Origin of the sequence: Enterobacter sp. SENG-6 (assembly GCF_001605945.1) — a bacterium.
Taxonomy (GTDB): domain Bacteria; phylum Pseudomonadota; class Gammaproteobacteria; order Enterobacterales; family Enterobacteriaceae; genus Enterobacter; species Enterobacter cloacae.
The window spans coordinates 186,700-212,573 of sequence record NZ_LOMM01000033.1; the positions used below are offsets into that span (position 1 = coordinate 186,700).

At 57.0% G+C, this 25,874-nt stretch carries 25 protein-coding genes; 6 read left to right on the plus strand and 19 right to left on the minus strand.

Going from position 1 to position 25,874, the window contains the following annotated elements; genetic code table 11:
- Positions 1 to 52 precede the first annotated feature (52 nt).
- From ruvB to aspS, 6 genes are all read right to left on the minus strand, one after another.
- Positions 53 to 1,063 (minus strand): Holliday junction branch migration DNA helicase RuvB, encoded by a 1,011-nt coding sequence (gene ruvB, locus AX755_RS16635; protein ID WP_013096086.1) that lies wholly within the window; start codon positions 1,061 to 1,063, stop codon positions 53 to 55.
- Positions 1,064 to 1,071: 8 nt separating this feature from the next.
- Entirely contained in the window at positions 1,072 to 1,686 is a 615-nt protein-coding gene (gene ruvA / locus AX755_RS16640; protein ID WP_013096085.1) for a Holliday junction branch migration protein RuvA, read from the minus strand.
- Positions 1,687 to 1,767: 81 nt separating this feature from the next.
- Entirely contained in the window at positions 1,768 to 2,289 is a 522-nt protein-coding gene (gene ruvC / locus AX755_RS16645; RefSeq protein WP_013096083.1) for a crossover junction endodeoxyribonuclease RuvC, read from the minus strand.
- A gap of 34 nt (positions 2,290 to 2,323) precedes the next feature.
- Positions 2,324 to 3,064 (minus strand): YebC/PmpR family DNA-binding transcriptional regulator, encoded by a 741-nt coding sequence (locus AX755_RS16650; protein WP_013096082.1) that lies wholly within the window; start codon positions 3,062 to 3,064, stop codon positions 2,324 to 2,326.
- Positions 3,065 to 3,091: 27 nt separating this feature from the next.
- Positions 3,092 to 3,535, minus strand: a complete 444-nt coding sequence (gene nudB, locus AX755_RS16655; protein WP_023620451.1) for a dihydroneopterin triphosphate diphosphatase — start codon at positions 3,533 to 3,535, stop codon at positions 3,092 to 3,094.
- 1 nt (position 3,536) lies between these two features.
- Positions 3,537 to 5,309 (minus strand): aspartate--tRNA ligase, encoded by a 1,773-nt coding sequence (gene aspS / locus AX755_RS16660; protein ID WP_013096080.1) that lies wholly within the window; start codon positions 5,307 to 5,309, stop codon positions 3,537 to 3,539.
- A gap of 263 nt (positions 5,310 to 5,572) precedes the next feature.
- Here aspS and AX755_RS16665 point away from each other — a divergent pair, with 263 nt between their 5' ends.
- Genes AX755_RS16665 through cmoB form a run of 5 tightly spaced genes read left to right on the plus strand, consistent with a single transcriptional unit; the run spans position 5,573 to position 9,152 of the window.
- Positions 5,573 to 6,139: a hydrolase gene (locus AX755_RS16665; RefSeq protein ID WP_062857111.1), complete on the plus strand. Its 567-nt coding sequence runs from the start codon at positions 5,573 to 5,575 to the stop codon at positions 6,137 to 6,139.
- Positions 6,136 to 6,954, plus strand: coding sequence for a DUF72 domain-containing protein (locus tag AX755_RS16670; protein WP_062857112.1), 819 nt, complete (start codon positions 6,136 to 6,138; stop codon positions 6,952 to 6,954). Before AX755_RS16665 ends, AX755_RS16670 begins: the two co-directional genes overlap by 4 nt.
- A gap of 50 nt (positions 6,955 to 7,004) precedes the next feature.
- Positions 7,005 to 7,400: an MAPEG family protein gene (locus tag AX755_RS16675; RefSeq protein WP_013096077.1), complete on the plus strand. Its 396-nt coding sequence runs from the start codon at positions 7,005 to 7,007 to the stop codon at positions 7,398 to 7,400.
- A 40-nt stretch (positions 7,401 to 7,440) separates the two neighbouring features.
- Positions 7,441 to 8,184, plus strand: a complete 744-nt coding sequence (cmoA, locus tag AX755_RS16680; RefSeq protein WP_062857113.1) for a carboxy-S-adenosyl-L-methionine synthase CmoA — start codon at positions 7,441 to 7,443, stop codon at positions 8,182 to 8,184.
- Positions 8,181 to 9,152 carry a tRNA 5-methoxyuridine(34)/uridine 5-oxyacetic acid(34) synthase CmoB gene (gene cmoB, locus AX755_RS16685; RefSeq protein ID WP_062857114.1) on the plus strand — a complete coding sequence of 324 codons (972 nt, stop codon included), beginning with the start codon at positions 8,181 to 8,183 and terminating at the stop codon, positions 9,150 to 9,152. The genes cmoA and cmoB overlap by 4 nt, the downstream gene beginning before the upstream one ends.
- Positions 9,153 to 9,414: 262 nt before the next feature.
- Here the strand turns inward: cmoB and cutC are convergent, their stop codons facing one another.
- Both cutC and AX755_RS16695 read right to left on the minus strand, forming a co-directional pair.
- Positions 9,415 to 10,158, minus strand: a complete 744-nt coding sequence (cutC, locus tag AX755_RS16690) for a copper homeostasis protein CutC (RefSeq protein ID WP_062857115.1) — start codon at positions 10,156 to 10,158, stop codon at positions 9,415 to 9,417.
- A gap of 78 nt (positions 10,159 to 10,236) precedes the next feature.
- Positions 10,237 to 10,797, minus strand: a complete 561-nt coding sequence (locus tag AX755_RS16695; RefSeq protein ID WP_038419925.1) for a VOC family protein — start codon at positions 10,795 to 10,797, stop codon at positions 10,237 to 10,239.
- A 238-nt stretch (positions 10,798 to 11,035) separates the two neighbouring features.
- Between AX755_RS16695 and argS the strand changes: the two genes are divergently transcribed.
- A complete protein-coding gene (gene argS, locus AX755_RS16700) occupies positions 11,036 to 12,769 on the plus strand; it encodes an arginine--tRNA ligase (protein WP_062857116.1) in 1,734 nt (577 codons plus the stop codon).
- Between the two features lie 39 nt (positions 12,770 to 12,808).
- On the opposite strand, the gene bglB is transcribed toward argS, so the two are convergent.
- The 11 genes from bglB to tar form a co-directional block, all read right to left on the minus strand.
- Positions 12,809 to 13,948, minus strand: a complete 1,140-nt coding sequence (bglB, locus tag AX755_RS16705) for a beta-galactosidase BglB (protein WP_013096071.1) — start codon at positions 13,946 to 13,948, stop codon at positions 12,809 to 12,811.
- Between the two features lie 4 nt (positions 13,949 to 13,952).
- Positions 13,953 to 15,536 (minus strand): MFS transporter, encoded by a 1,584-nt coding sequence (locus AX755_RS16710; protein ID WP_062857117.1) that lies wholly within the window; start codon positions 15,534 to 15,536, stop codon positions 13,953 to 13,955.
- Between the two features lie 260 nt (positions 15,537 to 15,796).
- Complete coding sequence (gene flhE, locus AX755_RS16715) at positions 15,797 to 16,189, minus strand: flagellar protein FlhE (RefSeq protein WP_062857118.1); 393 nt, start codon at positions 16,187 to 16,189, stop codon at positions 15,797 to 15,799.
- Positions 16,189 to 18,267 (minus strand): flagellar biosynthesis protein FlhA, encoded by a 2,079-nt coding sequence (gene flhA, locus AX755_RS16720; protein WP_020687642.1) that lies wholly within the window; start codon positions 18,265 to 18,267, stop codon positions 16,189 to 16,191. The genes flhE and flhA overlap by 1 nt, the downstream gene beginning before the upstream one ends.
- Positions 18,260 to 19,408 carry a flagellar biosynthesis protein FlhB gene (flhB, locus tag AX755_RS16725; protein WP_013096066.1) on the minus strand — a complete coding sequence of 383 codons (1,149 nt, stop codon included), beginning with the start codon at positions 19,406 to 19,408 and terminating at the stop codon, positions 18,260 to 18,262. Before flhB ends, flhA begins: the two co-directional genes overlap by 8 nt.
- 145 nt (positions 19,409 to 19,553) lie before the next feature.
- Positions 19,554 to 20,198: a protein phosphatase CheZ gene (cheZ, locus tag AX755_RS16730; RefSeq protein WP_013096065.1), complete on the minus strand. Its 645-nt coding sequence runs from the start codon at positions 20,196 to 20,198 to the stop codon at positions 19,554 to 19,556.
- A gap of 10 nt (positions 20,199 to 20,208) precedes the next feature.
- Positions 20,209 to 20,598, minus strand: a complete 390-nt coding sequence (gene cheY / locus AX755_RS16735) for a chemotaxis response regulator CheY (RefSeq protein WP_008500431.1) — start codon at positions 20,596 to 20,598, stop codon at positions 20,209 to 20,211.
- Positions 20,599 to 20,615: 17 nt separating this feature from the next.
- The gene (locus tag AX755_RS16740; protein ID WP_003859716.1) at positions 20,616 to 21,665 is read right to left on the minus strand and encodes a protein-glutamate methylesterase/protein-glutamine glutaminase; all 1,050 of its coding nucleotides are present in this window, start codon (positions 21,663 to 21,665) and stop codon (positions 20,616 to 20,618) included.
- Complete coding sequence (gene cheR, locus AX755_RS16745; protein ID WP_008500429.1) at positions 21,662 to 22,528, minus strand: protein-glutamate O-methyltransferase CheR; 867 nt, start codon at positions 22,526 to 22,528, stop codon at positions 21,662 to 21,664. Before cheR ends, AX755_RS16740 begins: the two co-directional genes overlap by 4 nt.
- A gap of 19 nt (positions 22,529 to 22,547) precedes the next feature.
- Complete coding sequence (gene tap, locus AX755_RS16750) at positions 22,548 to 24,149, minus strand: methyl-accepting chemotaxis protein IV (RefSeq protein WP_062857119.1); 1,602 nt, start codon at positions 24,147 to 24,149, stop codon at positions 22,548 to 22,550.
- Between the two features lie 44 nt (positions 24,150 to 24,193).
- Complete coding sequence (gene tar / locus AX755_RS16755) at positions 24,194 to 25,861, minus strand: methyl-accepting chemotaxis protein II (RefSeq protein WP_058660508.1); 1,668 nt, start codon at positions 25,859 to 25,861, stop codon at positions 24,194 to 24,196.
- Between the last annotated feature and the right edge of the window lie 13 nt (positions 25,862 to 25,874).

Here is a 25,874-nt window from a genome sequence, read left to right on the forward strand (position 1 = left end):
GCGCTGATGCCCTCACCCTAACCCCTCTCCCCGTGGGAGAGGGAATTAAGCATTACGGCATTGCCGGTGGCGTGATACCGAAATGATTCCACGCCCGCACCGTGGCCATACGCCCACGCGGGGTACGTTGCAGGAAGCCTTGCTGGATCAGATACGGTTCGAGTACATCTTCAATTGTCTCGCGCTCTTCCCCGATTGCCGCCGCCAGGTTATCCAGCCCGACCGGCCCGCCAAAGAATTTGTCCAGCACCGCCAGCAGCAGCTTGCGGTCCATGTAGTCAAAACCCTCAGCATCGACATTCAACATATCCAGCGCCTGAGCAGCAATTTCGGCAGAAATAGAACCATCGTGCTTCACTTCTGCAAAGTCACGGACGCGGCGCAGCAGGCGGTTAGCGATACGCGGTGTTCCGCGCGAACGCTTCGCCACTTCAAATGCCCCCTCTTCGCTCATATCCAGCCCCATATAGCGGGCACTGCGGCCCACGATATGCTGGAGGTCGGCGACCTGATAGAACTCGAGGCGCTGCACAATACCAAAGCGGTCGCGCAGTGGAGAGGTTAACGACCCGGCGCGGGTGGTGGCGCCAATCAGGGTAAACGGCGGCAGATCGATTTTGATCGAACGCGCGGCAGGCCCTTCGCCGATCATGATATCCAGCTGGTAGTCTTCCATTGCCGGATAGAGGACCTCTTCCACCACCGGCGACAGGCGGTGGATCTCATCGATAAACAGCACGTCGTGCGGTTCAAGGTTGGTCAGCATCGCCGCCAGATCGCCTGCTTTTTCCAGCACCGGGCCAGACGTGGTACGCAGGTTTACGCCCATTTCATTGGCAACGATATTCGCCAGGGTGGTTTTCCCCAAACCCGGAGGACCGAAAATCAGCAGGTGATCGAGCGCATCGCCGCGCAGCTTTGCCGCCTGGATGAAGATCTCCATCTGGGAACGCACCTGCGGCTGGCCAATATACTCATCAAGCAACTTCGGACGGATCGCACGATCCACCACGTCGTCTGCCTGAATAGTGCCTGCCGATACCAGGCGATCTGCTTCAATCATCCTTTACCTCACAATGCAGCGCGCAGCGCTTCACGAATCAGAGTTTCACTGCTGGCATCCGGTTTGGCAATTTTGCTCACCATTCGGCTGGCCTCCTGAGGTTTATAGCCCAGCGCCACCAGCGCGGCAACCGCTTCCTGCTCGGCATCATCATCCGACACAGGCGCACCCGGCGAAGTCAGCACCAGATCGGCAGCAGGGGTAAAGAGATCGCCATGCAGACCTTTAAAGCGGTCTTTCATCTCAACAATCAGGCGCTCTGCCGTTTTCTTACCAATGCCCGGGAGCTTAACCAGCGCGGCAGGATCTTCGCGCTCAACGGCATTCACGAACTGCTGGGCGGACATACCGGAGAGAATGGCCAGCGCCAGCTTCGGCCCGACGCCGTTGGTTTTAATCAGCTCGCGGAACAGGGTGCGTTCCTGTTTGTTGTTGAAGCCATAGAGCAGTTGAGCATCTTCACGCACCACAAACTGGGTAAAGACAATCGCCTCTTTGCCCGCGTCCGGCAGCTCGTAGAAGCAGGTCATTGGCATATGGACTTCATAGCCCACGCCGCCCACTTCCAGCAGCACTAACGGGGGTTGTTTTTCAATGATGATGCCTCTGAGTCTGCCTATCACGTGACGCTCCTGCGTTCTGGAAAATTATTGATTTGCGACATAATAAAAAAAGGCTGGATAAACATCCAGCCTGATTTCTCATTATCGTAACCTGCCTCGCGCCAGATTGAGCCGCGACTCGCTCATTTGCATCGCGTTCTGGCTGACATGACAGTGGGTGATCGCAATTGCCAGCGCATCGGCGGCATCGGCCTGCGGGTTCGCGGGGAGCTTCAACAGGGTACGCACCATGTGCTGCACCTGGCTTTTCTCCGCGCTACCAATCCCGACCACCGTCTGCTTGACCTGTCTTGCCGCGTATTCAAATACCGGAAGATCCTGGTTCACGGCAGCAACAATTGCCACGCCCCGCGCCTGACCGAGCTTTAACGCCGAATCGGCGTTTTTCGCCATGAAGACCTGCTCGATGGCGAAATAGTCAGGCTGAAACTGGGTGATAATCTCCGTCACGCCCGCATAAATGAGCTTCAGTCGCGACGGCAGATCTTCAACTTTGGTGCGAATACAGCCACTGCCAAGGTAGGTTAACTGGCGTCCAACCTGACGGATAACGCCGTAACCGGTGACGCGTGAGCCGGGGTCAATCCCAAGGATAATCGACATCACGCGTCTCCCGTAAACGGTTTAAACGCTCTCATCAGAGAGTCGCTGCAACCTCATCAGAGATCTCACCGTTGTGATACACTTCCTGCACGTCGTCGCAGTCTTCAAGCATGTCGATCAGACGCAGCAGTTTTGGTGCCGTTTCAGCATCCATATCCGCTTTGGTGGACGGGATCATGGAGACTTCAGCGTTGTCGGCTTTCAGGCCCGCCGCTTCCAGCGCATCACGTACTGCGCCCATCTCTTCCCACGCGGTGTAGACATCGATAGCGCCATCGTCGAAGGTGACTACGTCTTCCGCACCCGCTTCCAGCGCCGCTTCCATGATGACATCTTCGTCGCCTTTCTCGAAGGAGATGACGCCTTTTTTGCTGAACAGGTACGCTACAGAACCGTCAGTCCCCAGGTTACCCCCGGTTTTGGTGAACGCATGGCGCACTTCTGCAACGGTACGGTTACGGTTGTCGGACAGACATTCAACCATTACCGCGGTGCCGCCAGGACCGTAACCTTCATAAATGATGGTTTCCATGTTCGTGTCTTCATCACCGCCCACGCCACGAGCGATAGCACGGTTCAGGGTGTCACGCGTCATGTTGTTGGACAGCGCTTTATCTACTGCCGCACGCAGACGTGGGTTAGACGCCGGATCGCCGCCGCCCAGACGCGCCGCTGTCACCAGCTCGCGAATGATTTTGGTAAAGATCTTACCGCGCTTGGCATCCTGTGCCGCTTTGCGGTGTTTGGTGTTGGCCCACTTACTATGACCTGCCATAAAAAGTTCTCCAAAAATCGCGCCTTTTCAGGCTGCGTTAATTACAAATTCTTCAATCGCCTGCCGGTTGCTCCACGATTTGGTCAGTGCGGCGGCATCCGCCGCATCCACCCAGCGGTAGGTCAGATGTTCAGTGAACACGATCTCCCGTTCGTGAGGGAGCGCGAGACAGAACCACGATTCCGTGTTGCGCTCGATACCCGGTGCATAGCGATGACGTAAATGGCTAAAAATTTCGAACTCCACCGTGCGCTGACAGTCCTTCAGGGTCAGTTGCTCGCAAGCAACGTCAATGGTGACCTCTTCCTTTACTTCACGCGCGGCGGCCTGCGGCGCGGTTTCGCCCTCTTCCAGACTGCCGGTAACCGACTGCCAGAATTCAGGGTCATCGCGCCGCTGCAACATCAGCACCCGCTTCGTGTCCTGAGCGTAAATTACAACTAAGACAGAAACGGGACGCTTATATGCCATATCAGTTTTTCTCTTCCTTTTTCACCACGTCGATACCCAGCTCAGCCAGCGCGGCCGGGTTAGCGAAGCTTGGCGCTTCGGTCATCAGACACGCCGCTGCGGTGGTTTTCGGGAAGGCGATAACGTCACGGATGTTGTCGGTGCCGGTCAGCAGCATAGTCAGACGGTCGAGACCGAATGCCAGGCCTGCGTGAGGCGGCGTACCGTACTTCAGCGCATCCAGCAGGAAGCCGAACTTCTCGCGCTGTTCCTGTTCGTTGATGCCCAGAATGCCGAACACCGTCTGCTGCATCTCACCGCTGTGAATACGCACGGAGCCGCCGCCCACTTCATAGCCGTTGATAACCATATCGTAGGCGTTCGCGACTGCCTCTTCCGGTGCCGCTTTCAGCTCTGCCGCCGTCATGTCTTTTGGCGAGGTGAACGGGTGGTGCATGGCAGTCAGGCCGCCTTCACCGTCGTCTTCAAACATCGGGAAGTCGATAACCCACAACGGCGCCCATTTGCTCTCGTCGGTGAGGTTCAAATCTTTGCCCAATTTCAGACGCAGCGCGCCCATTGCATCGGCAACAATTTTCTTGTTGTCAGCGCCGAAGAAGATCATGTCGCCATCCTGTGCGCCGGTGCGCTCAAGGATCGCTTCTACAATCTCCGCGTTCAGGAACTTCGCCACCGGGCTGGTGATACCTTCCAGACCTTTCGCACGCTCGGTTACTTTAATATAGGCCAGACCTTTCGCGCCGTAGATCTTGATGAAGTTGCCGTAGTCGTCAATCTGCTTACGGCTAAGCGCTGCACCACCCGGTACACGCAGGGCTGCTACGCGGCCTTTCGGATCGTTAGCCGGGCCGGCAAACACCGCAAACTCAACGGATTTCACCAGGTCAGCAACGTCCACCAGCTCCATAGGGTTACGCAGGTCTGGTTTGTCGGAGCCGTAACGACGCTCGGCTTCGGCGAAGGTCATAATGGGGAAGTCGCCCAGCTCCACGCCCTTCACGTCATTCCACAGGCTGCGCACCAGCGCTTCCATCACTTCACGCACCTGCTCAGCGGTCATGAAGGAGGTTTCCACATCGATCTGGGTAAATTCTGGCTGACGGTCAGCGCGCAGGTCTTCGTCACGGAAGCATTTTACGATCTGATAGTAGCGATCGAAGCCGGACATCATCAGCAGCTGTTTAAACAGCTGTGGAGACTGCGGCAGCGCGTAGAATTTGCCTTTATGAACGCGGGATGGCACCAGGTAATCGCGCGCGCCTTCCGGCGTGGCTTTGGTCAGCATCGGGGTTTCGATATCGAGGAAACCGTGGTCATCCATAAAGCGACGCACCAGGCTGGTGATTTTCGCACGGGTTTTCAGGCGCTGTGCCATTTCCGGGCGACGCAGATCCAGGTAGCGGTATTTCAGACGCGCTTCTTCAGTGTTGACGTGGTTGGAGTCCAGCGGCAGCGCTTCAGCACGGTTGATGATCGTCAGATCGGAGGCCAGCACCTCAATGGCACCGGTCGCCATATCTGCGTTGACGTTTTTCTCGTCACGCGCACGTACGGTGCCGGTGACCTGAATGCAGAACTCATTACGCAGCTCAGAAGCCAGCTTCAACGCGTCCGCGCGATCCGGATCGAAGAACACCTGAACGATACCTTCGCGGTCGCGCATATCGATAAAGATAAGGCTACCAAGATCACGACGACGGTTGACCCAACCACACAGGGTCACCTGCTGTCCGACGTGGGACTGACGCAGCTGCCCGCAATATTCTGTACGCATGAGATATCCCTTAATTAGCCGCAGGCTAAATGTCGCCTGGTATCAGGCTACTATGTCGCAGCTTTCTGTATGTCACAACTGGATGAAAAAAGGCGGCTATTATACTGGAAATTCCGCCGGACGATAAGAGCGAAGCACGGCCAGACGCACGTTTGCTGTGCTCTTATTGCGCATTCTCACAAAAATTAACAAAATTATCCGACCGATAACAGGCCATAACGTCGTAAGGTGTAACGGAAGCGATTCATTTAACTGGAGTTACCATGCTGACACTTGATGCCCGCAAAACCGCGCTGGTGGTGATTGATTTACAGGAAGGGATCCTTCCCTTTGCCGGTGGCCCGCACACCGCTGATGAAGTCGTCAGCCGTGCCGCCCGTCTGGCAGAAAAATGCCGCGCCAGCGGCGCACCGGTTGTCATGGTGCGCGTGGGGTGGTCGGCCGATTTTGCCGAAGCGTTAAAACAGCCGGTTGACGCCCAGGCACCCGCGCACGCCCTGCCGGACAACTGGTGGACGTATCCGGTCTCGCTCGGCAAACGCGACAACGATATCGAAGTGACCAAACGCCAGTGGGGCGCCTTCTATGGCACCGACCTGGAGCTGCAGCTGCGCCGCCGCGGTATCGACACCATTATCCCGTGCGGGATCTCCACCAACATCGGCGTGGAATCCACCGCCCGTAATGCCTGGGAGTTGGGCTTTAACCTGGTGATTGTCGAAGACGCATGCAGCGCGGCTTCCGCAGAACAGCACCAGGGCAGCATGACCCACATTTTCCCGCGTATCGGTCGCGTGCGCAGCACGGATGAGATTTTAAGCGCGTTATGATGTACGTGGGCCTGCCCCAATGGTCGCACCCGAAGTGGGTGCGCCTTGGCATAACCAGCCTTGAAGAGTACGCCCGGCACTTTAACTGCGTGGAGGGCAACACCACGCTGTATGCCCTTCCCCGGGCAGAGATTGTCGAGCGCTGGCGCGAGCAGACCACGGACGATTTCCGCTTCTGCTTTAAATTTCCGGCCACCATCTCCCATACCGCCGCGTTGCGAAATTGCGGTGATTTAACCGAAGAGTTCTTTGGCCGGATGTCGCCGCTGGCAAATCGTATCGGTCAGTACTGGCTGCAGCTTCCCGCCACCTTTGGTCCGCGCGATCTGCCCGCGCTCTGGCAATTTCTTGATGGCCTGTCCCGGGACTTTACCTACGGCGTTGAAGTGAGACATCCTGAATTTTTTGCCAAAGGTGAGGTGGAGAAAGCACTCAACCGGGGTTTGCATGAGCGCTCAGTCAACCGCGTCATCCTTGACAGTCGTCCTGTTCACAGCGCCATTGCGCATAACGAAGCCATTATTGATGCCCAGCGCAAGAAACCCAAAGTGCCGGTCCACGCCATCGTAACCGCGCAGAATCCGATGGTCCGGTTTATCGGCAGCGACAATATGCAGCAAAATCAGGAGATGTTCGCCGTCTGGCTGCACACGTTAGCGAAATGGGAACTGACCACCACGCCGTATCTCTTTTTACATACGCCGGATATCGCCCAGGCACCCGAACTGGTCGATACGCTCTGGCAGGCCCTGCAAACCGCGGTTCCGTCGCTCGGCAGCGCGCCGTCCATCCCACAACAATCTTCTCTTTTCTGAGATCACGCCATATCATAGAGACGCCATCTGCCAAAACACAGGGAGTTTGTATGGTCAGCGCGTTGTATGCGGTGCTAGGTGCATTACTGCTGATTAAATTTTCATTTGATGTTGTGCGACTCAGAATGCAGTACCGCGTCTCTTACGGCGACGGCGGGTTTTCCGAACTGCAAAGCGCTATCCGTATCCACGGCAACGCGGTCGAGTACATTCCGGTGGCACTCATTTTACTGCTGTTTATGGAGATGAATGGCGCCGAAACCTGGATGGTACACATTTGTGGCCTGCTGCTGATTGCGGGTCGGTTAATGCATTATTACGGCTTTCACCACCGCTTATTCCGCTGGCGTCGTTCCGGCATGAGCGCGACATGGTGCTCGCTTTTGCTGATGGTGCTGGCTAACCTTTGGTATATGCCGTGGGAGTTGGTTTTCTCCTTCCGTTAGCGCACAATACGCCACTTTATTTTTCCCGGATTTTTACGTTATGTCAGATCGCGACACGCTTTTTTCCGCGCCTATCGCCAGCCTGGGCGACTGGACCTTCGATGAACGGGTAGCCGAAGTCTTCCCGGATATGATCCAGCGCTCTGTTCCCGGTTATTCCAATATTATCTCCATGATCGGCATGCTGGCTGAGCGCTTCGTTCAACCCGGCACGCAGGTGTATGACCTGGGCTGCTCGCTCGGCGCGGCAACGTTGTCGGTACGTCGTAACGTTCATCACGAAGGCTGTAAAATCATTGCCGTCGATAACTCCCCGGCGATGGTTGAACGTTGCCGCCGTCATATTGATGCCTGGAAAGCGGCAACTCCGGTCGAGGTCGTTGAAGGCGACATTCGTGATATCGAAATCTGCAACGCCTCGATGGTCGTGCTGAATTTTACCCTGCAGTTCCTGGTGCCCGATGACCGCCAGCGGCTGCTGGACAAAATTTATCAGGGCCTTAACCCCGGTGGCGCGCTGGTGCTGTCTGAGAAATTCAGCTTTGAAGACGCGACCGTCGGCGAACTGCTGTTCAACATGCACCACGATTTCAAACGTGCAAACGGCTACAGCGAGCTGGAGATTAGCCAGAAACGCAGCATGCTTGAAAACGTGATGCTGACGGACTCCGTGGAAACCCATAAAACGCGTCTGCGCCAGGCAGGCTTTGAGCATAGCGAACTGTGGTTCCAGTGCTTTAACTTTGGCTCCCTGGTGGCGCTGAAAGCTGAGGACGCGGCATGATTGAGTTCGGTAACTTCTATCAGCTGATTGCAAAAAACCATCTCTCCCACTGGCTGGAGACGCTGCCTGCGCAGATTGCCACCTGGCAGCGCGATCAGCAGCATGGGCTGTTGAAGCAGTGGTCAAATGCGGTGGAGTATCTGCCGGAGCTGACGCCTCACCGTCTGGATCTGCTGCACAGCGTCACGGCCGAAAGCGCAGAGCCGCTGCCCGCCGGGCAGATTAATCGCATCGAAACGCTGATGCGTAACCTGATGCCGTGGCGCAAAGGACCGTTTTCGCTCTACGGGGTGAATATCAATACTGAATGGCACTCCGACTGGAAATGGGATCGCGTGCTTCCGCACCTCTCCGACCTGACCGGGCGTACCATTCTGGACGTCGGCTGCGGTAGCGGTTACCACATGTGGCGCATGATTGGCGCGGGCGCGCATTTAGCCGTTGGCATCGACCCGATGCAGTTATTCCTGTGCCAGTTCGAAGCCGTGCGTAAGCTGCTGGGTAACGACCAGCGCGCGCATTTGCTGCCGCTGGGCATTGAGCAACTGCCCGCGCTGAAAGCGTTTGATACCGTCTTCTCCATGGGCGTGCTTTACCACCGCCGTTCCCCGCTGGAGCATTTATGGCAGCTGAAAGATCAGCTGGTCAGCGGCGGCGAACTGGTGCTGGAAACGCTGGTGGTCGAAGGCGATGAAAATACCGTTCTGGTTCCCGGCGATCGTTACGCGCAAATGCGCAACGTCTACTTCATTCCTTCCGCGCTGGCGCTGAAAAACTGGCTGGAGAAGTGCGGATTTGTGGATGTGCGCATCGCCGACGTCTGCGTGACCTCCATCGAGGAGCAACGCCGCACGGAGTGGATGGTGACCGAATCGCTGGAGCAGTTCCTTGACCCAACCGACCACAGCAAAACCGTTGAAGGCTATCCGGCGCCAATGCGTGCGGTGTTGATTGCCACGAAGCCGTAGCCTTTTAGCCGGGTGGCAGCTGCGCCTTACCCGGCCTGGTCATCGCAGGTTTTCTCCAAAATATTTCAAGTTGCAGCAAGGCGGCAACGCAGCGAATCCCCAGGAGCTTACATCAGTAAGTGACTGGGGGGAGCGAGGCAGCCAACGCAGCTGCGGCTTGAAATATGAAGGAGAAAAAAAGGCCCCTGTGTAATTGGCAGGGGCCTGGTACAAGCAAGCATCATATTGGGCGACATGATGCGCGGTAAAAATCGGTACGTTGCTACACGTGATGACGTTCAATCAGCGATTTCATTTCCGCAACCGACTCTCCATCTACACCGTAGCGTGAGTACTCATCCGCTTCAGCATCCGTCGACATAGACAACCCTGTGTTGCGATAACGCATGGGCGACGGTATCCATTTCCCGGCAGAGCTGTGCAGCTCTTCCACCCCGGCGTTTAAAAACAGTTCCAGATTGCTGGCACGGACTCCCGCACCCGCCATTATTATTGGAACACCGGAATGTGCTTTTAGTTCCGTAATTAATTGCAGTCCTTTTTCAGCCGACGACTGCTGGCCCGATGTCAGCACTCGCGCCACGCCAAGTTCCGCAAGGGTATCAAAGGCTTGCAATGGGTTTTTACACATATCGAACGCGCGATGAAATGTTACCGCCATCCCCTTCGCGGCCGCCATTACCTGGCGCATCCGCGGTACATCGACGTTACCTTCTTCATCAAGCAGTCCCGTCACCAGCCCCGGGAAACCCAGATCGCGAACAAGGGCGATATCGTCAAGCATGGCATTGAACTCGCCTGCCGTGTAACAAAAATCACCGCCCCGAGGACGAATGATAGGGTGTACCGGAACGGTGACAGCCTGACGGGCAGACTTCAACACACCGTACGAGGGCGTTAACCCCCCTTCTTTCGGTGCCGCGCACAGTTCAATGCGGTCAGCCCCCCGCCGTTGCGCCATCACGGCACACTCCACGCTGTAACAGCAAATCTCCAGCAGCGCCATCCACTCCTCCTTAAATTCCGCGTAATGCACCATCATGACACGCCGCCCCCGGTCGGTCTTCGCGTGTCGTCACAACGCTTATTCTTCGCTGGCAACAATCTGTTCTATCGTCCAGGGATGGAACTTCACCGTCACCTGTCCGTCAGTCACGGCCAGCGTCGGGTTCGGTAAACGCTCGCGCTCGCCTTTTGGTGAACTCGTTTTCACAAAGATACCCGGCTTGCTCAACCCCTCATCAGACAGCAGCGCCAGCGCGCGCGCATTCAGCGTTTCGGGCTCGCCAGGCAGCACGATTTCGATGTGCTCCCAGCCTTCATGCGGGTAACGTTTTTCTCCCGGCCACGGCAGTTCAACAACGCTAAATTGCCAGTGCGCTACGCAGACCGGCTCATGAAGTTTAAACAGACAGATAGGACGGCCGTTGATGATGTTCTCAGAGAGCAGTTCCCCGCACTGTTCAAACCCGCGACGCCAGCGCTCGGCGGTGGCGTTCTGATGACAGCGCAAGGAGATGTGATCGGCCTCAAGCGGCGCAATGTCCAGACCAAGACGGGTGGCAAGTTCTGTGAACGCCTGGGTGAAGCGCGGTAAATCTGCGGAAATATCATGCAGTTCGTCAATGGATTGCCAGTTCGCCATAAGTCAGTCTCTTATCGTGTCGCAAAGCCGCTAATTTACTCTGTTGCCCCCTTTTGACCAACCGCGGAATGACGCTTTTTATCACTGCATGATTATGCATGCTTTCTTAGCCTGGATTCTGCGCAATCTTCGCCCCCCGCAATGCTGACGCCAGAAGGCATTTGCAGTATACTCCCGCCCTCATTCTTTAACTGGCGCGGGTGGCAGTCAGCCCGCATCAAAAACGTAAGGTATCCAGGTGAATATTCAGGCTCTTCTCTCAGAAAAAGTCAGTCAGGCACTGATTGCCGCAGGTGCGCCTGCGGATTGCGAACCGCAGGTTCGTCAGTCAGCGAAAGTACAGTTTGGCGACTATCAGGCTAATGGCGTGATGGCAGTGGCTAAAAAACTGGGCATGCCGCCGCGACAACTGGCTGAGCAGGTGCTGACTCATCTGGATCTCACCGGCATTGCCAGCAAAACCGAAATTGCTGGCCCGGGCTTTATCAACATTTTCCTTGAGCCGGCCTTCCTGGCAAGCCACGTTGACGCAGCGCTGAAATCTGACCGTCTGGGCGTAGCCCAGCCAGAGCCACAGACCGTGGTGATTGACTACTCCGCGCCAAACGTCGCGAAAGAGATGCACGTTGGCCACCTGCGCTCCACCATCATCGGTGACGCGGCAGTACGCACCCTTGAGTTCCTCGGTCACAAGGTGATCCGCGCAAACCACGTTGGTGACTGGGGTACCCAGTTCGGTATGCTGATTGCTTACCTGGAAAAACAGCAGCAGGAAAACGCGGGTGAAATGGCGCTGGCGGACCTGGAAGGGTTCTACCGTGAAGCCAAAAAACACTACGACGAAGATGAAGCCTTCGCCGAGCGCGCGCGTAGCTATGTGGTGAAACTGCAGGGCGGCGACCCGTATTTCCTGGAGATGTGGCGCAAGCTGGTGGACATCACCATGTCCCAGAACCAGCTCACCTATAACCGTCTGAACGTAACCCTGACCCGCGACGACGTGATGGGTGAAAGCCTCTATAACCCAATGCTGCCGGGCATTGTGGCCGACCTGAAGGCCAAACACCTGGCGGTTGAGAGCGAAGGCGCAACGGTCGTATTCCTTGATGAGTACAAAAACAAGGAAGGCGAACCGATGGGCGTGATCATCCAGAAAAAGGATGGCGGCTACCTCTACACCACCACCGATATCGCCTGTGCGAAGTACCGTTACGAAACGCTGCATGCTGACCGCGTGCTGTACTACATCGACTCCCGTCAGCACCAGCACCTGATGCAGGCGTGGACTATCGTGCGTAAAGCCGGTTATGTTCCCGAATGCGTGCCGCTGGAACACCACATGTTCGGCATGATGCTGGGTAAAGACGGCAAGCCGTTCAAAACCCGTGCGGGCGGTACGGTGAAGCTGTCCGACCTGCTGGACGAAGCGCTGGAACGCGCCCGTCGCCTGGTGGCAGAGAAGAACCCGGATATGCCGGCCGAGGAGCTGGAAAAACTGGCGAACGCCGTGGGTATCGGTGCGGTGAAATACGCGGATCTCTCCAAGAACCGTACCACCGACTATATCTTCGACTGGGACAACATGCTGGCGTTTGAAGGTAACACCGCGCCGTACATGCAGTATGCCTACACCCGCGTGCTCTCGGTGTTCCGTAAAGCGAATATCGATGAAAGCGTGCTGGCGAATGCGACCGTCACCATTACCGAAGATCGCGAAGCCCAGCTGGCGGCCCGTCTGCTACAGTTTGAAGAGACGCTGTCCGTGGTTGCACGCGACGGTACGCCGCACGTGATGTGTGCTTACCTGTACGATCTGGCCGGTCTGTTCTCCGGCTTCTACGAGCACTGCCCTATTCTGTCTGCGGAAAATGAATCGGTCCGCAACAGCCGCCTGAAGCTGGCGCAGCTGACGGCGAAGACCCTGAAGCTGGGTCTGGATACCCTGGGTATCGAAACCGTAGAACGTATGTAATACAAAAAACCCGGCCATCATCGCCGGGTTTTTTTATGATCAGAAGTACTTCCGCAAATACTCCGTCAAACAGAGGATTGCCATTGCCTGACCGTACGGCATCGACGTCAGCGGGATCTGGCGGTAAAACTCCAGATCGCTCCCCATCCCGGTTCCGAACGACGTTTGCAGCAGTTCCCCTTCCGGCGAGATGTTTTTCACAATCCCTCTGATGGCTTTCTCCGCGACCTCAGCGTATTCCGCCGCCACATAGCGTTTACGCACGGCCTTAAGTATACCGTAGGCAAAGCCTGCCGTGGCCGACGCCTCCAGGTATGAGTCTGGGTCGTCGAGCAGCGTATGCCACAGGCCACTGTCGTCCTGACATGTCGCCAGCGCGGCAATCTGCGCATTGAGAACCTGCGTCAGATAACGGCGCACGGCGTTGTTTTCCGGCAGATCAACCAGTTCGAGGAAGTCCGGGATCACAATGGTGAGCCAGCTGTTGCCACGCGCCCAGCGGGCATGGGCAAAGTTATGGTTGCCGTCATAGTTCCAGCCGTGGAACCACAGCCCGGTCTCCCGGTCCATCAGGTTCTGCACGTGCAGCAGGAACTGGTACACGGCCTCCTCAACGTATTCCGGTTTGTTCAGCAGCTTGCCAATTTTGGCCAGCGGCAGGACCGTCATCATCAGCGTGTCATCCCACATCTGCTGCGCGTTCTCTTCCGCCAGGGTAATGTGCTGCATGCCGCCGTGTTCGGTACGCGGCATCTCATGCATCGCCCACTCCGCCCAGCTCTCCAGCCACGGCAGCCAGGCCGGATTTCGGGTCTCTTCATAGCGGTACGCCAGCGTCAGGAACGGCGACATGGTATTCACGTTTTTGGTGGTTGCCCCTTCTGCAAAACGGTCCGCAAACCAGCTGTCGATAATGTCGCGCATTCCGTCGTCGCCGGTCTGGCAGTAGTACTGCCAGATACCGTACAACCCGACGCCGTGCGTCCACTCCCACCCTGCCCAGCCTTTGGTATCTATGACGCGCCCGTCGTCCAGCCGCAGCAAAAATTCACCCGTTTTGTCGTGGATATTGACCAGGTTATGCGTCACCTTCTGAATCAGCGATTTCAGCTCGTCCCTGGCGATAAAACGCTCTGGCTGACGCAGCAAGGGGCTATGTTTGACAGGCCAAACTTTCATCATCTTAACCTCTGTTGTATGTCGAATTCAGTACCGCACGTCCCTTCAGCGAAGGAGCCGCTGGTTTATTGCGATTGAGATAACCAATGTTGTTATTCCCCCACAAGGATTCGAACGGCATACCGGCCAGCATTTCCACGGTGGCGCGGGCGTGCGGGGTGGCCGCTTCAGGCATGGCACGGCCCGATTCGCGCATTTTCGCGGTCTCTTCGCGCAGCGTGCTGTGGGTTTGTAGATTGAGCCTGAAGCGCAGGGAGACCAGGAAGCCAAAGAACAGCACCAGAAGGGTTCCTACGCTCAAAATCAGCAGAATGGTGTGGCTGACTTCAGCAGGCTGGGTTTTCTGACCGCTGACAAAGCCGGACATCTGCATCACGATGCCCACCAGCATTACCGCACCGGCCTGAGACGCTTTTCGGGTCAGCGTCATGATGCCGGCGAAGATGCCCTCACGACGCTGGCCGGTGATCACTTCGTCCACGTCAGCAATGTAGGTATAGGTGTTCCACGGCACATAGTTGATACCGCCGCGACCAAGACCGGCAACCGCGGAGATAAGCAGCAGCAGAGCGTAAACGTCGCTCAGCCCGGCGTAATACAGCACGGCGTAAGAGAGAGAGGCCAGGCCAAACAGCACCACCACCATGCGGTAAGACGGCGCAGGCCCAAAGCGAATGCACAGCGGGATCATCCCAATCACGGCAAGGAACTGGAAGATGGCCATCGTGCCCAGCAGGTTTGACGCCATTGACGCCTCCTGCATTAGCACAAACACCACGTAATAGGTAAAGACGGCGTTGAAGACGTCCTGCGCAATGTAGCCGCCAAGGTACATGCCCAGGTGCTGACGGAAAATCTTGATGCGCAGCGTCGAGCTTAACTCCACAAACAGGCGATTCAGGCTCTGGCCCAGGGTCAGTTTTTTCTTCTCTTCTTCCGCGCGCAGGGCCGCTTCGGACCACTCCTCGCGCGGGCGCTCCCAGGTGAAGAACCAGACAAAGGTCAGCATCAGCGCGCACAGCACCGAGAAGACCAGGCTTGCATAGAAGAAAGAGATCGCGTTGTCTTTACCAAAGTGGGTCAGCAGGATCCCTGGCAGGAACGAAGCCAGGATAGCGGACATCTGCGCCATCGAAATACGCGCACCGGAGAATTTCGTTTTCTGTTTAAAGTCATCGGTCATCTCCGGGACCAGCGTTTCATACGGCACCAGAATCATGGTGTAGACGATATCGAAGACCAGATAGGTCAGCAGGTAGTACCAGAAATTCATCTCCCCAACCCACATCAGGGAGTAGCTGAAGACGCAGGGAATACCGAGCAGAATAAAGAATTTGCGACGGCCAAAGCGTTTGCCCAGCCAGGTGGTGCCAAAGTTATCGGTTAAAAAGCCCATCAGCGGGCTGACCACCGCGTCCAGCACCCTTGCAGCAGCAAAAATAAAGGTCGCTTCAATCGGTGTGAGTCCACAGAAGGTCGTATAAAAATACAAAAGCCAGGCCGCCGTCAGCGCGGTCGTTCCCGCGCCGAGGAAATCCCCTGCCCCGTATGCAAGATAGTTTGCGAGTCCAATTTTTCGTGTTTTCATTGCCGTCAACCCTAATCAGTTTTAGGAGACCCCCTGTAAGCAAACCTCGTCCGGGAGTTTTTACACGGCTACAGTAGAATTAACGCACTGTGGAAACCTTTCTGTTTCTGCCATCACACCGCAAAGGCTGGCAAAAATGCAAAGAGTGTCATTACGTGCATCACTGATTTATAAAACAGCGTTTCTATTACTTCAAAAGATGAGGTCATTTTTGCGAGCCCGCTATCATAAACGTTGATAACGGGCGTTGAGGCAGGCAACTAGCGGTAGTTAACGATAACGGAATTACTCTGCACCTTGAGCGCCGGGATCAACCGCCCGCCGCCCGGCACTTCCCAGATAAAGCGTAAAGGTTCTATAGCAGGTACGCCGTTAAACGCCTGGGTAGTGCCGCTCTCTCCGTCGATTTCCGCGCAACGGCTCTGGGAGCACAGACGCACCTGCAGCCCGGCAGGCGTCGGGCCAATCAGCGAATAGTTCCATACCACCAGGCTCATCTGACCGGACACCGGTTCAGCAGGCGCCAGCGGACGCGACGACATCGCCACGCCACGGTTGCTGAGGGTCACGCCGATGCTGCTGGCCTGCCAGCTCCCTTCGCCCGCGGCCTGCGCCACCAGCGGGAAGAGTAATAGCCCTAACCACTTACGCATTATTTACCTCCAATCGTCGCCGTCATACGAATATGGCGATTATCAGACAGCTCCAGATTCGACAGCACCACCAGCTGGTTCAGGCTACGGCGCAGGAAGCGTGACAGCAGCGGACGCAGCGCATGGTTCACCAGTAGCACCGGCGGTGCACCCAGCATCTCCTGACGCGCCAGCGCCTCCTGTGTTTGCGCCAGCAGACGGTCAGCCAGACCCGGCTCCAGCCCGCCACCGCCCTGCAGGGCCTGCAACAGCAGACGTTCCAGCGGCGTATCCAGGCCAATCACCTGCACTTCGCCGGTGCCCGGGAACCACTGCTGGGTGATCGCGCGGCCCAGCGCCACGCGCACCACCGCCGTCAGCTCATGCGGATCGCTTTGCAGCGGCGCGTGCTCGGCGAGGGTTTCCAGAATGGTGCGCATATCGCGGATCGGCACTTTTTCATCAAGCAGGTTTTGCAGCACCTTATGCAGCGTGGTCAACGTCAGCACGCCCGGTACCAGATCCTCCGTCAGCTTCGGCATCTCCTGGCTCACGCGGTCGAGTAACTGCTGTGCTTCCTGACGGCCAAACAGCTCTGCTGAGAACTGTCCAATCAGGTGGTTAAGATGGGTAGCCACCACGGTACTGGCCTCCACCACGGTATACCCCTGAATTTGTGCCTGCTCTTTGAGCGCGCTTTCAATCCAGATAGCGGCCAGACCAAACGCGGGATCGATGGTCTGTTCACCCGGCAGCGTACCGGCGGCTGTGCCCGGGTTAATCGCCAGCCAGCGGCCTGGATACGCATCACCGCTGCCAATCTCTACCCCTTTCATCAGAATACGGTAGCGGGCAGGCGGAAGATCCATGTTGTCGCGGATGTGCACAACCGGCGGCAGGAAGCCCATATCCTGGGCGAATTTTTTCCGGATACTGCGGATGCGGCCAAGCAGTTCGCCATCCTGCTGGAAATCGACCATCGGGATCAGACGGTAACCCACTTCCATCCCCAGCGAATCTTCCAGCTGAACGTCGTTCCAGGTGGCTTCCACGGCCTGCGTGTTCTCCGGCATTTTTACCGGTACAGGTTCTGCCGCGGGTTTCATTTCACGGCCACGCATCCACCAGGCAAGGCCCAGCAGTGCTGCCGTGAACAGCAGGAAAACCAGGTTCGGCATGCCCGGCACCAGGCCGAGCAGACCCAGCACCGCCGCCGCCAGCAGCATGACGCGCGGGTTGCTGAACAACTGGCCAACCATCTGCTCGCCAACGTCCTGATCGGTACTGACGCGGGTAACGATAACGCCCGCAGCGGTAGAAATGACCAGCGCCGGGATCTGGGCAACCAGACCGTCACCAATGGTCAGCAGCGTATAGCTTTCAGCCGCCTGGCCCATGCCCATGCCATGCTGCAGCACCCCAACAAGCAGGCCACCCACCACGTTAATCACCATGATGAGAATGCCCGCGATGGCGTCACCGCGCACAAACTTACTCGCACCGTCCATTGAACCGTAGAAGTCCGCTTCCTGGGTCACTTCCGCACGGCGTTTTTTCGCTTCATCTTCCGCGATAAGCCCGGCGTTAAGGTCGGCGTCGATCGCCATCTGCTTACCCGGCATCCCGTCGAGCACAAAGCGCGCACCCACTTCCGCAATACGCCCTGCACCTTTGGTGATAACCATAAAGTTGATGATAACGAGGATGACAAACACCACGATACCGATGGCAAAGTTACCGCCCACGAGGAAGTGGCCAAAGGCCTCAACCACTTTGCCCGCCGCTGCCGCGCCGGTGTGGCCTTCCATCAGGATGATACGCGTGGACGCCACGTTCAGCGCCAGTCGTAACAGGGTGGTAAACAGCAGGATGGTCGGGAACGCCGCAAACTCAAGGGTACGCTGGGTGAACATCGCCACCAGCAACACCATGATGGACAACGCAATGTTGAAAGTGAAAAGCAGGTCGAGGATGAATGCCGGCAGCGGCAAAACCATCATCGACAGGATTAGCAGGATGAGGATCGGCCCGGCAAGGATTTGCCATTGGGTCGATTTCAGGTTGCCGGGCAGGCGCAACATTGCCACCAGATTAGCCATCAGTGTCCTTCTCGTTCATAAAATCCAGCGCAGCAGGCACCGGAAGGTTCTCAGGTTTGACAGGTCGTTGACCGCCAGCCAGACGCCAGCGTTTCAACTGCCATACCCAGGCCAGCACTTCCGCCACGGCGGCGTAGAGTTGTCCTGGGATCTGTTGTCCAATTTCCGCGTGGCGGTACAACGCACGCGCCAGCGGCGGCGCTTCCAGTATTGGCACCCGGTTTTCCGTGCCAATCTCGCGGATGCGCAGGGCGATTAAGCCCGCCCCCTTCGCCACCACTTTCGGCGCGCTCATTTTGTTTTCGTCGTACTGCAGCGCAACGGAATAGTGGGTCGGGTTGGTGACAATAACGTCGGCTTTCGGCACATCTTCCATCATCCGTCGACGGGCGGCGGCGCGCTGCATCTGGCGGATACGCCCTTTCACGTGCGGGTCACCTTCCATCTGCTTATATTCGTCACGGATATCCTGACGGGACATGCGCAGTTTTTTGAAATGGCTGTACAGCTGGAAGATGACGTCGAACCCCACCATCGGAATAATGCTGAGGACCACCAGCAGCGCGCAGAGTCCGACCAGATTCAGCGCATTGCTCATCGCGGTCAGAGGCGACTCGCTGATAAGCCGCATCATTTCCGGCCAGTTGTGCCACAGGTAAAACCCCGCGGCACTGCCCATCAGCGCCGCTTTGAGGATGGCTTTAAGCAGTTCTGCCCCGGTCTGCGCGGAGAACATTTTCGCGATGCCGGACAGCGGGTTCAGTTTGGAAAATTTTGGTTGCAGCGATTTGGTGCTAAAGACCAGACCGCCAAGCATCACCGGCGAGATCAGCGCGACCAGCACCACCCCGGTAATCAGGGGCAGCAGTGCGACCATGGCCCCTTTAATAAGCTGAATAATCTGGCTGAGGATAAGGTTTGGGTCGTTGACCATACTGTGGTCGAAACGTAATCCGGCAGAGAGCATCCCCGCCAGTTTTCGGGCGAGCGACTCCCCACCCCACCAGATGATGCACACCCCCACAATAAGGATCAGCAGGGATGTCAGCTCTCGGGATCGGGGGATCTGCCCTTCCTCACGCGCTTTTTCAAGTCGGTGGGGTGTGGGGGCTTCTGTTTTGTCGTCGTTCTCTTCTGCCACAGTGCATGCTCAGCCCATTACGTCACGGGTATCATGCCAGCGCAGAGGAAATCCAATGGCGGGAAAAGCCCGTTTATTCGGGCTCTTTTCGGTGATTCTGCGTTAACCGCCTCAGGCGCATGCACACCTGAGGCGGAAAGGCGTATCAGAAACCGAGGCTGTCCAGCAGGTCGTCTACCTGATCCTGGCTTGCCACAACGCCCGCTTTGGTGGCGTCGAGCTGTGGGCCATTGAGCAGGCTTTCGTTCTCGCGTTTCGGACGTGCAGCCGGTTCCGGGATGTTCTCCAGCAGCACCATCAGCAGCTGACGTTCAATCTCCTGAATCACATCCATCATGCGCTTGATCACCTGACCGGTCAGGTCCTGGAAATCCTGCGCCATCATGATGTCCAGCAACTGAGCGTTGGTGAAGCTGGTGTGGCCCGGTACATCGCCCAGGAACTGACGGGTATCCGTCACCAGCTCGCGGGCATCCGCCAGCTCGATAGGATTCTCAAACCACTCATCCCAGCGTTTGGTCAGCGCTTTCGCGCCCTTTTCCATCGCATCCTGGTGCGGTTGTGACGCTTCAACGCTGTTCAGCGCACGTTCAGCCGCTTGCGCGGTCATCTGCACAACGTAGTCCAGACGGTCACGCGCGTCAGGAATCGCTTCCGCCGCTTCTGCGATTGCCTGGTCCAGCCCCAGTTCACGCAGGCTGTCACGCAGCATGCGTGTCAGGCTGCCGATGCGGGCAATGATATCGCTGGGCGAATGTTCTTCAACGGGTTTCATAGCAGGTTGCATCATAACCAACACCTCACATGCCGAGTTTCTCGAAGATCTTACCGAGCTTCTCTTCCAGGGTCGCCGCGGTGAAAGGTTTCACCACATAGCCGCTTGCGCCCGCCTGTGCCGCGGCAATGATGTTCTCTTTTTTCGCTTCTGCGGTCACCATCAGCACCGGCATAGAGGCCATGCCTGCATCCGCGCGGATGGTTTTCAGCAGTTCCAGACCATCCATGTTCGGCATGTTCCAGTCAGAGATAACAAAACCAAACCCGCCCGCCTGAAGTTTGTTCAGCGCATCCACGCCGTCTTCTGCTTCTTCAACGTTGTTGAAGCCCAGCTCTTTCAGCAGGTTGCGCACAATGCGACGCATGGTGGAAAAGTCATCCACAACCAAAAACTTAAGCTCTTTATCCGCCATAAAATAATACTCCTGAGTCAAATACGTATTGCCTGTCCGGCACTGATTTTCGCCAGCATCTGCTGGCTTACCTGGCTAAGATCGACCACTTCGCTCACGCCACCCATATTGATGGCCTCGCGCGGCATGCCGAACACCACACAACTTGCTTCATTCTGCGCAATCGTCCAGGCGCCAGCCTGGTGCATTGCAAGCATTCCGGCGGCACCATCGTTGCCCATCCCCGTCAGGATCACCCCAACGGCGTTGCGCCCCGCATGTTTCGCCACCGAATGAAACAGCACATCCACCGACGGACGGTGCCGGTTTACCGGCGGCCCGTCATGAATTTTGATTTGATAGTTAGCGCCGCTGCGCGCCAGCTCCATATGCTTATCGCCCGGCGCGATGTAAGCATGACCCGGGAGCACACGCTCGCCATCTTCTGCCTCTTTCACGCTGATCTGGCACAGCTTGTTCAGACGCTCCGCGAACGAGCGGGTAAAGCCTGGCGGCATATGTTGAGTGATCAGAATACCCGGACTGGAAAGCGGCAATGGCTGGAGTACATGGCGAATTGCCTCTGTTCCTCCGGTTGATGCGCCAATCACCAGCAGTTTTTCCGAGCTGAGTAACGGACCTGCCTTCAGGGTTGCCGGGGCAGCCGTTGGCTTATGGGCCGCGAGCTTCGCGCGCGAGGCGGTGCGGATCTTCTCGGCGATCATTTCGCTGTAGGCCAGCATGCCTTCACGAATGCCAAGCTGAGGTTTGGTGACGAAATCCACCGCCCCCAGCTCCAGCGCGCGCAGCGTAATTTCCGAGCCTTTGCCAGTCAGCGATGAGACCATCACCACCGGCATCGGACGCAGACGCATCAACTTTTCCAGAAAATCAATGCCATCCATGCGCGGCATCTCGACATCCAGCGTCAGCACGTCGGGGTTATATTTTTTAATTAAATCCCGCGCTACCAGCGGATCCGGCGCGGTAGCGACCATCTCCATGTCGCTGTGGCTATTGATAATTTCAGTCATGATCTGGCGCATCAGCGCCGAATCATCGACAGACAATACCCTGATTTTACTCATGCTTTTTCCTTACTCAGCGCATATACCGTTTGCCCACGCAGGCTAAACTCACGCACGAGGTTGCTGAAGTTTTCCGAGTGCCCGGCAAACAGTAAACCGTCAGGCTTGAGCAACGGAACAAACCGACGCAGAATGTCCTGTTGCGTCGTTTTATCAAAATAGATCATGACGTTACGGCAAAAAATGGCGTCGAAAGGCCCCGGCACGTTGTACTGCTTATCCAGCAGGTTAACCGGTGCAAACTCCACGCAGTTCGCCAGCTCCTGGCGCACGCGCACCAGCCCTTCATGCGGGCCTGTACCGCGCATGAAGTAACGCTGAAGCTGCTGAGGCGACAACGTCTTCAGCTCATCCTGGCGATAGACGCCGTTACGCGCCTTCTCCAGCACTTCGGTGTCGATATCGCTGGCGTACACTTTCCAGCGACCCGGCGCCATTCCCAGGGTATCGGCAAGGGTGATCGCCAGCGAGTAAGGCTCTTCCCCGGTCGAAGCCGCCGCACTCCAGACGCGATACTCCCCGGTGCGACGGCGGGCGTGCTCTGCCAATACCGGGAAGTGGTGAGCTTCGCGGAAAAAGGCCGTCAGGTTAGTGGTTAAAGAGTTAATAAAAGCCTGCCACTCGGCGCTGTTCTGGTTCGCTTCGAGCATGCTCAGGTAGCGACCAAAGTCATCCAGCCCCAGCGTACGCAGGCGCCGCACCAGACGGTTGTAGACCATGTCTCGCTTATGGTCAGCAAGCACGATCCCCGCACGCTGGTAAATTAACTGACATATCCGACGAAAATGCGCGTCGGACAGCGCGAGGCGCTGTGTCATCTGCAACAATAATGACGTTTGCCCTGGAGGCATTGGTGATGTCATAGCGCCTTCTTAATTACATTCAGGATACAACTGGCACGGCCTGCGACCGCCCGACTTCTGTTACTGCTTCAACGTGCTCTTTGACATTAAATATCGCGACCAGCCCGGTCAGATGATCCGCCTGACTGGCCAGCTGATCGGTTGCCGCTGCCGCTTCCTCCACTAACGAGGCATTCTGCTGCGTGACCTGATCCATCTGGCTTACCGCTTGGGCCACCTGCTCAATCCCGCGACGCTGCTCATCAGACGCCGAGGCAATTTCTCCCATGATGTCGTTCACCCGCGTAACGGAGGTGACAATCTCGTGCATGGTTTTCGCCGCCGTATCCACCAGCGCGGAGCCTTGCTGAACGCGGGAGACGGACTCTTCAATCAGCCCCTTGATCTCTTTCGCCGCGTTGGCGCTGCGGCTCGCCAGGTTACGGACTTCACCCGCCACCACCGCAAACCCACGCCCCTGCTCACCGGCACGCGCCGCTTCCACAGCCGCGTTCAGCGCCAGAATGTTGGTCTGGAATGCGATACCGTCAATCACGCTGATGATGTCGCCAATTTTCTGCGAACTGGCGGCAATGTCCTGCATGGTGCTGGCCACATGAGACGCCTGGTCGCCCCCCTTCTTCGCCGTCATCGCCGCCTGTTTCGACAGGTCAGACGCCTGACGGGCGTTATCGGCGTTCTGGCTTACGGTCGCAGTCAGCTGTTCCATGCTGGCCGCCGTTTGCGCCAGCGAGGCCGCCTGTTGCTCGGTACGGGAAGAGAGATCGTTATTGCCAGCCGCAATCTCTGAGATCCCGGTGTGCATGGCATAGCTGCCCTGGCGCACATCGGAGACCGTTTCCCGTAGCGATCCTTGCATCGCCTTCAGGCTGGCAAAGATCGCCGAAATTTCGTTTTTGCCATACACCGCCACCGGACGCGCCAGATCCCCCTTCGCAATGCTGTCGAAGTGGCTGCTGATAATCGCCAGCGGCTGAACAATCATCTTGCGCGACCAGAGCAGCGCGGCACCGGTCAGCAGTGCCGCCAGAATCACCACCACGGTAAAAATCACGCCGGACATGTGGTAGCTCATGCGGCTGCTTTCCCCTGCGCGCTGCACAAACTGGTTAATGTCCTGCTGCCAGGCGTTAAAGCTGTCATCAAACGCCGCCTGTGAGGCCTGCACCGGCGCGCTCATAAAGTCCGAGAGCTGGTTATTGTCAAGCCAGGTCGCCTGGTGATCCAGATCGCTGTGCCACTGCTCAAAGTTCTTCTTCATGGCAGCTTTCAGCGCTTTCCCTTTTTCGCTGACGTCCTCCTGCGCGGTGAACGTTTTGAACTGCGCGTCGGCCTGTTTAAGGCTGTTGCGCGCCGTCGCCATCAGCGCCCTGATATCATCCGGCGGATAACTCAGCGCGGTTAAGGTTCCCGCCTTGTTCAGCGCAGTGCTTGCCTGCAACAGCACGGCACGCGTTTGTGCCAGTGCGGAGCGCTGCTGATTACTCGCCTCAACTTCCTGCAAATTCTGATAGCCATCGCGAAACGCCCAAAAAGACAACCCGTTACTGCCAACCTGCAACACACCGCAAAGGATCAGAATCAAAAACAGTGTGGTCGAGATACGAATACGATTTAACATCCACGCTCCCATCAAGCGGCAAGCAGCCGCGGTTTAAATGTCAGTCAAAATGTTTCCCAGTTTTCATCATGTCCGGTCGTCGCGGCGCGGGTACGCGTGGCCGCCGGCTCAGCGGCTGGCACACGATACGTGGCTTGCGGGGTGACCGTATTTCCAGCGAGTGAAGCGAGACGAAACGCCGAAACGGCCATCTTCAGACGGCTCGCCTGGTCTTCCAGCGCAGCGGCCGCCGCGGCGGACTCCTGCACCAGAGCGGCGTTTTGCTGTGTCACGCGATCCATTTCCGATACCGCCAGGGCAACCTGGTCGATACCACGACTCTGCTCATCAGAGGCAGAGGCGATTTCACCCATGATGTCCGTTACGCGGGTAACGGCATTCACGATGTCATTCATGGTCTCCCCTGCGCTTTCCACCAGCACGGAGCCGGTATCGACGCGGGAAACCGAGTCTTCAATCAGGGCTTTAATCTCTTTCGCCGCGTTAGCGCTGCGGCTGGCGAGATTACGCACTTCACCGGCCACCACCGCAAACCCGCGACCCTGTTCACCCGCACGCGCGGCCTCAACGGCGGCGTTCAGCGCCAGGATATTGGTCTGGAAGGCAATGCCGTCGATCACGCTGATGATGTCAGCGATTTTCTTCGAGCTGTCGGCAATTTCATGCATGGTTTTCACCACACCATCCACCACCCGACCGCCACGCTGCGCCGTTTCAGACGCGCTTTCTGCCAGCTGAGAAGCCTGACGCGCGTTATCCGCGTTCTGCTTCACGGTGGCGGTGAGCTGTTCCATGCTGGCCGCGGTCTCTTCCAGCGCGGAGGCCTGTTGTTCGGTACGGGAAGAGAGATCGTTATTGCCCATCGCAATTTCGCTGGTGCCGGTATAGATGGCATCCGTGCCGCTACGCACGTTGGCAACGGTATCGATAAGCGAACGCTGCATATGGTCTACGCTGTTAGCCAGTTCGGTGATTTCGTTACGCCCGGAGACGGTCAGCGTTTTGGTCAAATCGCCGCTGGCAATCTCGCGGATATGGGCAATGACGCGACCCAGTGGGTTCAGCAGGCTATGGCGAATGCCGTACCATACCGCGATCAGCACAATGGCCAGCGCCAGCGCCATTACCGCCATCTGCCATTTGGCAAAGCGGTAATCATTCTGGCTTTCCGTAAAGGCCGAGTGGTAGAGATCTGCGCTGGCTTTGGCGTATTCACTCAGCGCCGCGCCGAGCGCGTTTTGCATTCCTTGTGTCGGCTGGGCGAAATAGGCGTCCATGTTGCCGCTCTCCAGGAACTGGATAAGCTCCGTCAGACCGGCATAGTAGGCGTTATATTTTTCGTCGATATTCTGGCTCACCTGCTCCATGGCAGGCTGCGGGGCGATCTTCTTAAAGGCGTCGTAGTGCTTTGCGGCATCCGCAAGGGTTGCGCGGGCATTTTTCAGCAGATCGGTTTTCGCGCTGCTCTGCTGGTTATTGGGATCCATCATCATGCGGGCGGAGGAGCGGCTCAGGTTGATACGCGTTTGCAGCATCAAATCCCACGTTGACGTGAGTTCACTCTGCTGCAGGCGCAGATCGTTTGAGGCGGCGAAACTGTCCTGATTCTGTTTTAACGACGAGAAAAAAAGCCCACCGGAGATAAGCTGAAGTAGTGCGAAAATGACCAGCACCATCATGAGCATTGTGACAACGCGGATACGGTTCAACATACAACACCTTCTC

Coding starts and splice junctions, on each gene's coding strand:
- ruvC (WP_013096083.1), bottom strand. CDS start 2,289: ATGTCGATTATCCTTGGGATTGACCCCGGCTCACGCGTCACCGGTTAC.
- tap (WP_062857119.1), bottom strand. CDS start 24,149: ATGTTAAATCGTATTCGTATCTCGACCACACTGTTTTTGATTCTGATC.
- AX755_RS16695 (WP_038419925.1), bottom strand. CDS start 10,797: ATGGCGAACTGGCAATCCATTGACGAACTGCATGATATTTCCGCAGAT.
- flhA (WP_020687642.1), bottom strand. CDS start 18,267: ATGGCTAATCTGGTGGCAATGTTGCGCCTGCCCGGCAACCTGAAATCG.
- cheZ (WP_013096065.1), bottom strand. CDS start 20,198: ATGATGCAACCTGCTATGAAACCCGTTGAAGAACATTCGCCCAGCGAT.
- AX755_RS16710 (WP_062857117.1), bottom strand. CDS start 15,536: ATGAAAACACGAAAAATTGGACTCGCAAACTATCTTGCATACGGGGCA.
- ruvB (WP_013096086.1), bottom strand. CDS start 1,063: ATGATTGAAGCAGATCGCCTGGTATCGGCAGGCACTATTCAGGCAGAC.
- cheY (WP_008500431.1), bottom strand. CDS start 20,598: ATGGCGGATAAAGAGCTTAAGTTTTTGGTTGTGGATGACTTTTCCACC.
- tar (WP_058660508.1), bottom strand. CDS start 25,861: ATGTTGAACCGTATCCGCGTTGTCACAATGCTCATGATGGTGCTGGTC.
- nudB (WP_023620451.1), bottom strand. CDS start 3,535: ATGGCATATAAGCGTCCCGTTTCTGTCTTAGTTGTAATTTACGCTCAG.
- flhE (WP_062857118.1), bottom strand. CDS start 16,189: ATGCGTAAGTGGTTAGGGCTATTACTCTTCCCGCTGGTGGCGCAGGCC.
- cmoB (WP_062857114.1), top strand. CDS start 8,181: ATGATTGAGTTCGGTAACTTCTATCAGCTGATTGCAAAAAACCATCTC.
- AX755_RS16675 (WP_013096077.1), top strand. CDS start 7,005: ATGGTCAGCGCGTTGTATGCGGTGCTAGGTGCATTACTGCTGATTAAA.
- AX755_RS16670 (WP_062857112.1), top strand. CDS start 6,136: ATGATGTACGTGGGCCTGCCCCAATGGTCGCACCCGAAGTGGGTGCGC.
- AX755_RS16665 (WP_062857111.1), top strand. CDS start 5,573: ATGCTGACACTTGATGCCCGCAAAACCGCGCTGGTGGTGATTGATTTA.
- cheR (WP_008500429.1), bottom strand. CDS start 22,528: ATGACATCACCAATGCCTCCAGGGCAAACGTCATTATTGTTGCAGATG.
- aspS (WP_013096080.1), bottom strand. CDS start 5,309: ATGCGTACAGAATATTGCGGGCAGCTGCGTCAGTCCCACGTCGGACAG.
- AX755_RS16650 (WP_013096082.1), bottom strand. CDS start 3,064: ATGGCAGGTCATAGTAAGTGGGCCAACACCAAACACCGCAAAGCGGCA.
- bglB (WP_013096071.1), bottom strand. CDS start 13,948: ATGAAAGTTTGGCCTGTCAAACATAGCCCCTTGCTGCGTCAGCCAGAG.
- cutC (WP_062857115.1), bottom strand. CDS start 10,158: ATGGCGCTGCTGGAGATTTGCTGTTACAGCGTGGAGTGTGCCGTGATG.
- cmoA (WP_062857113.1), top strand. CDS start 7,441: ATGTCAGATCGCGACACGCTTTTTTCCGCGCCTATCGCCAGCCTGGGC.
- AX755_RS16740 (WP_003859716.1), bottom strand. CDS start 21,665: ATGAGTAAAATCAGGGTATTGTCTGTCGATGATTCGGCGCTGATGCGC.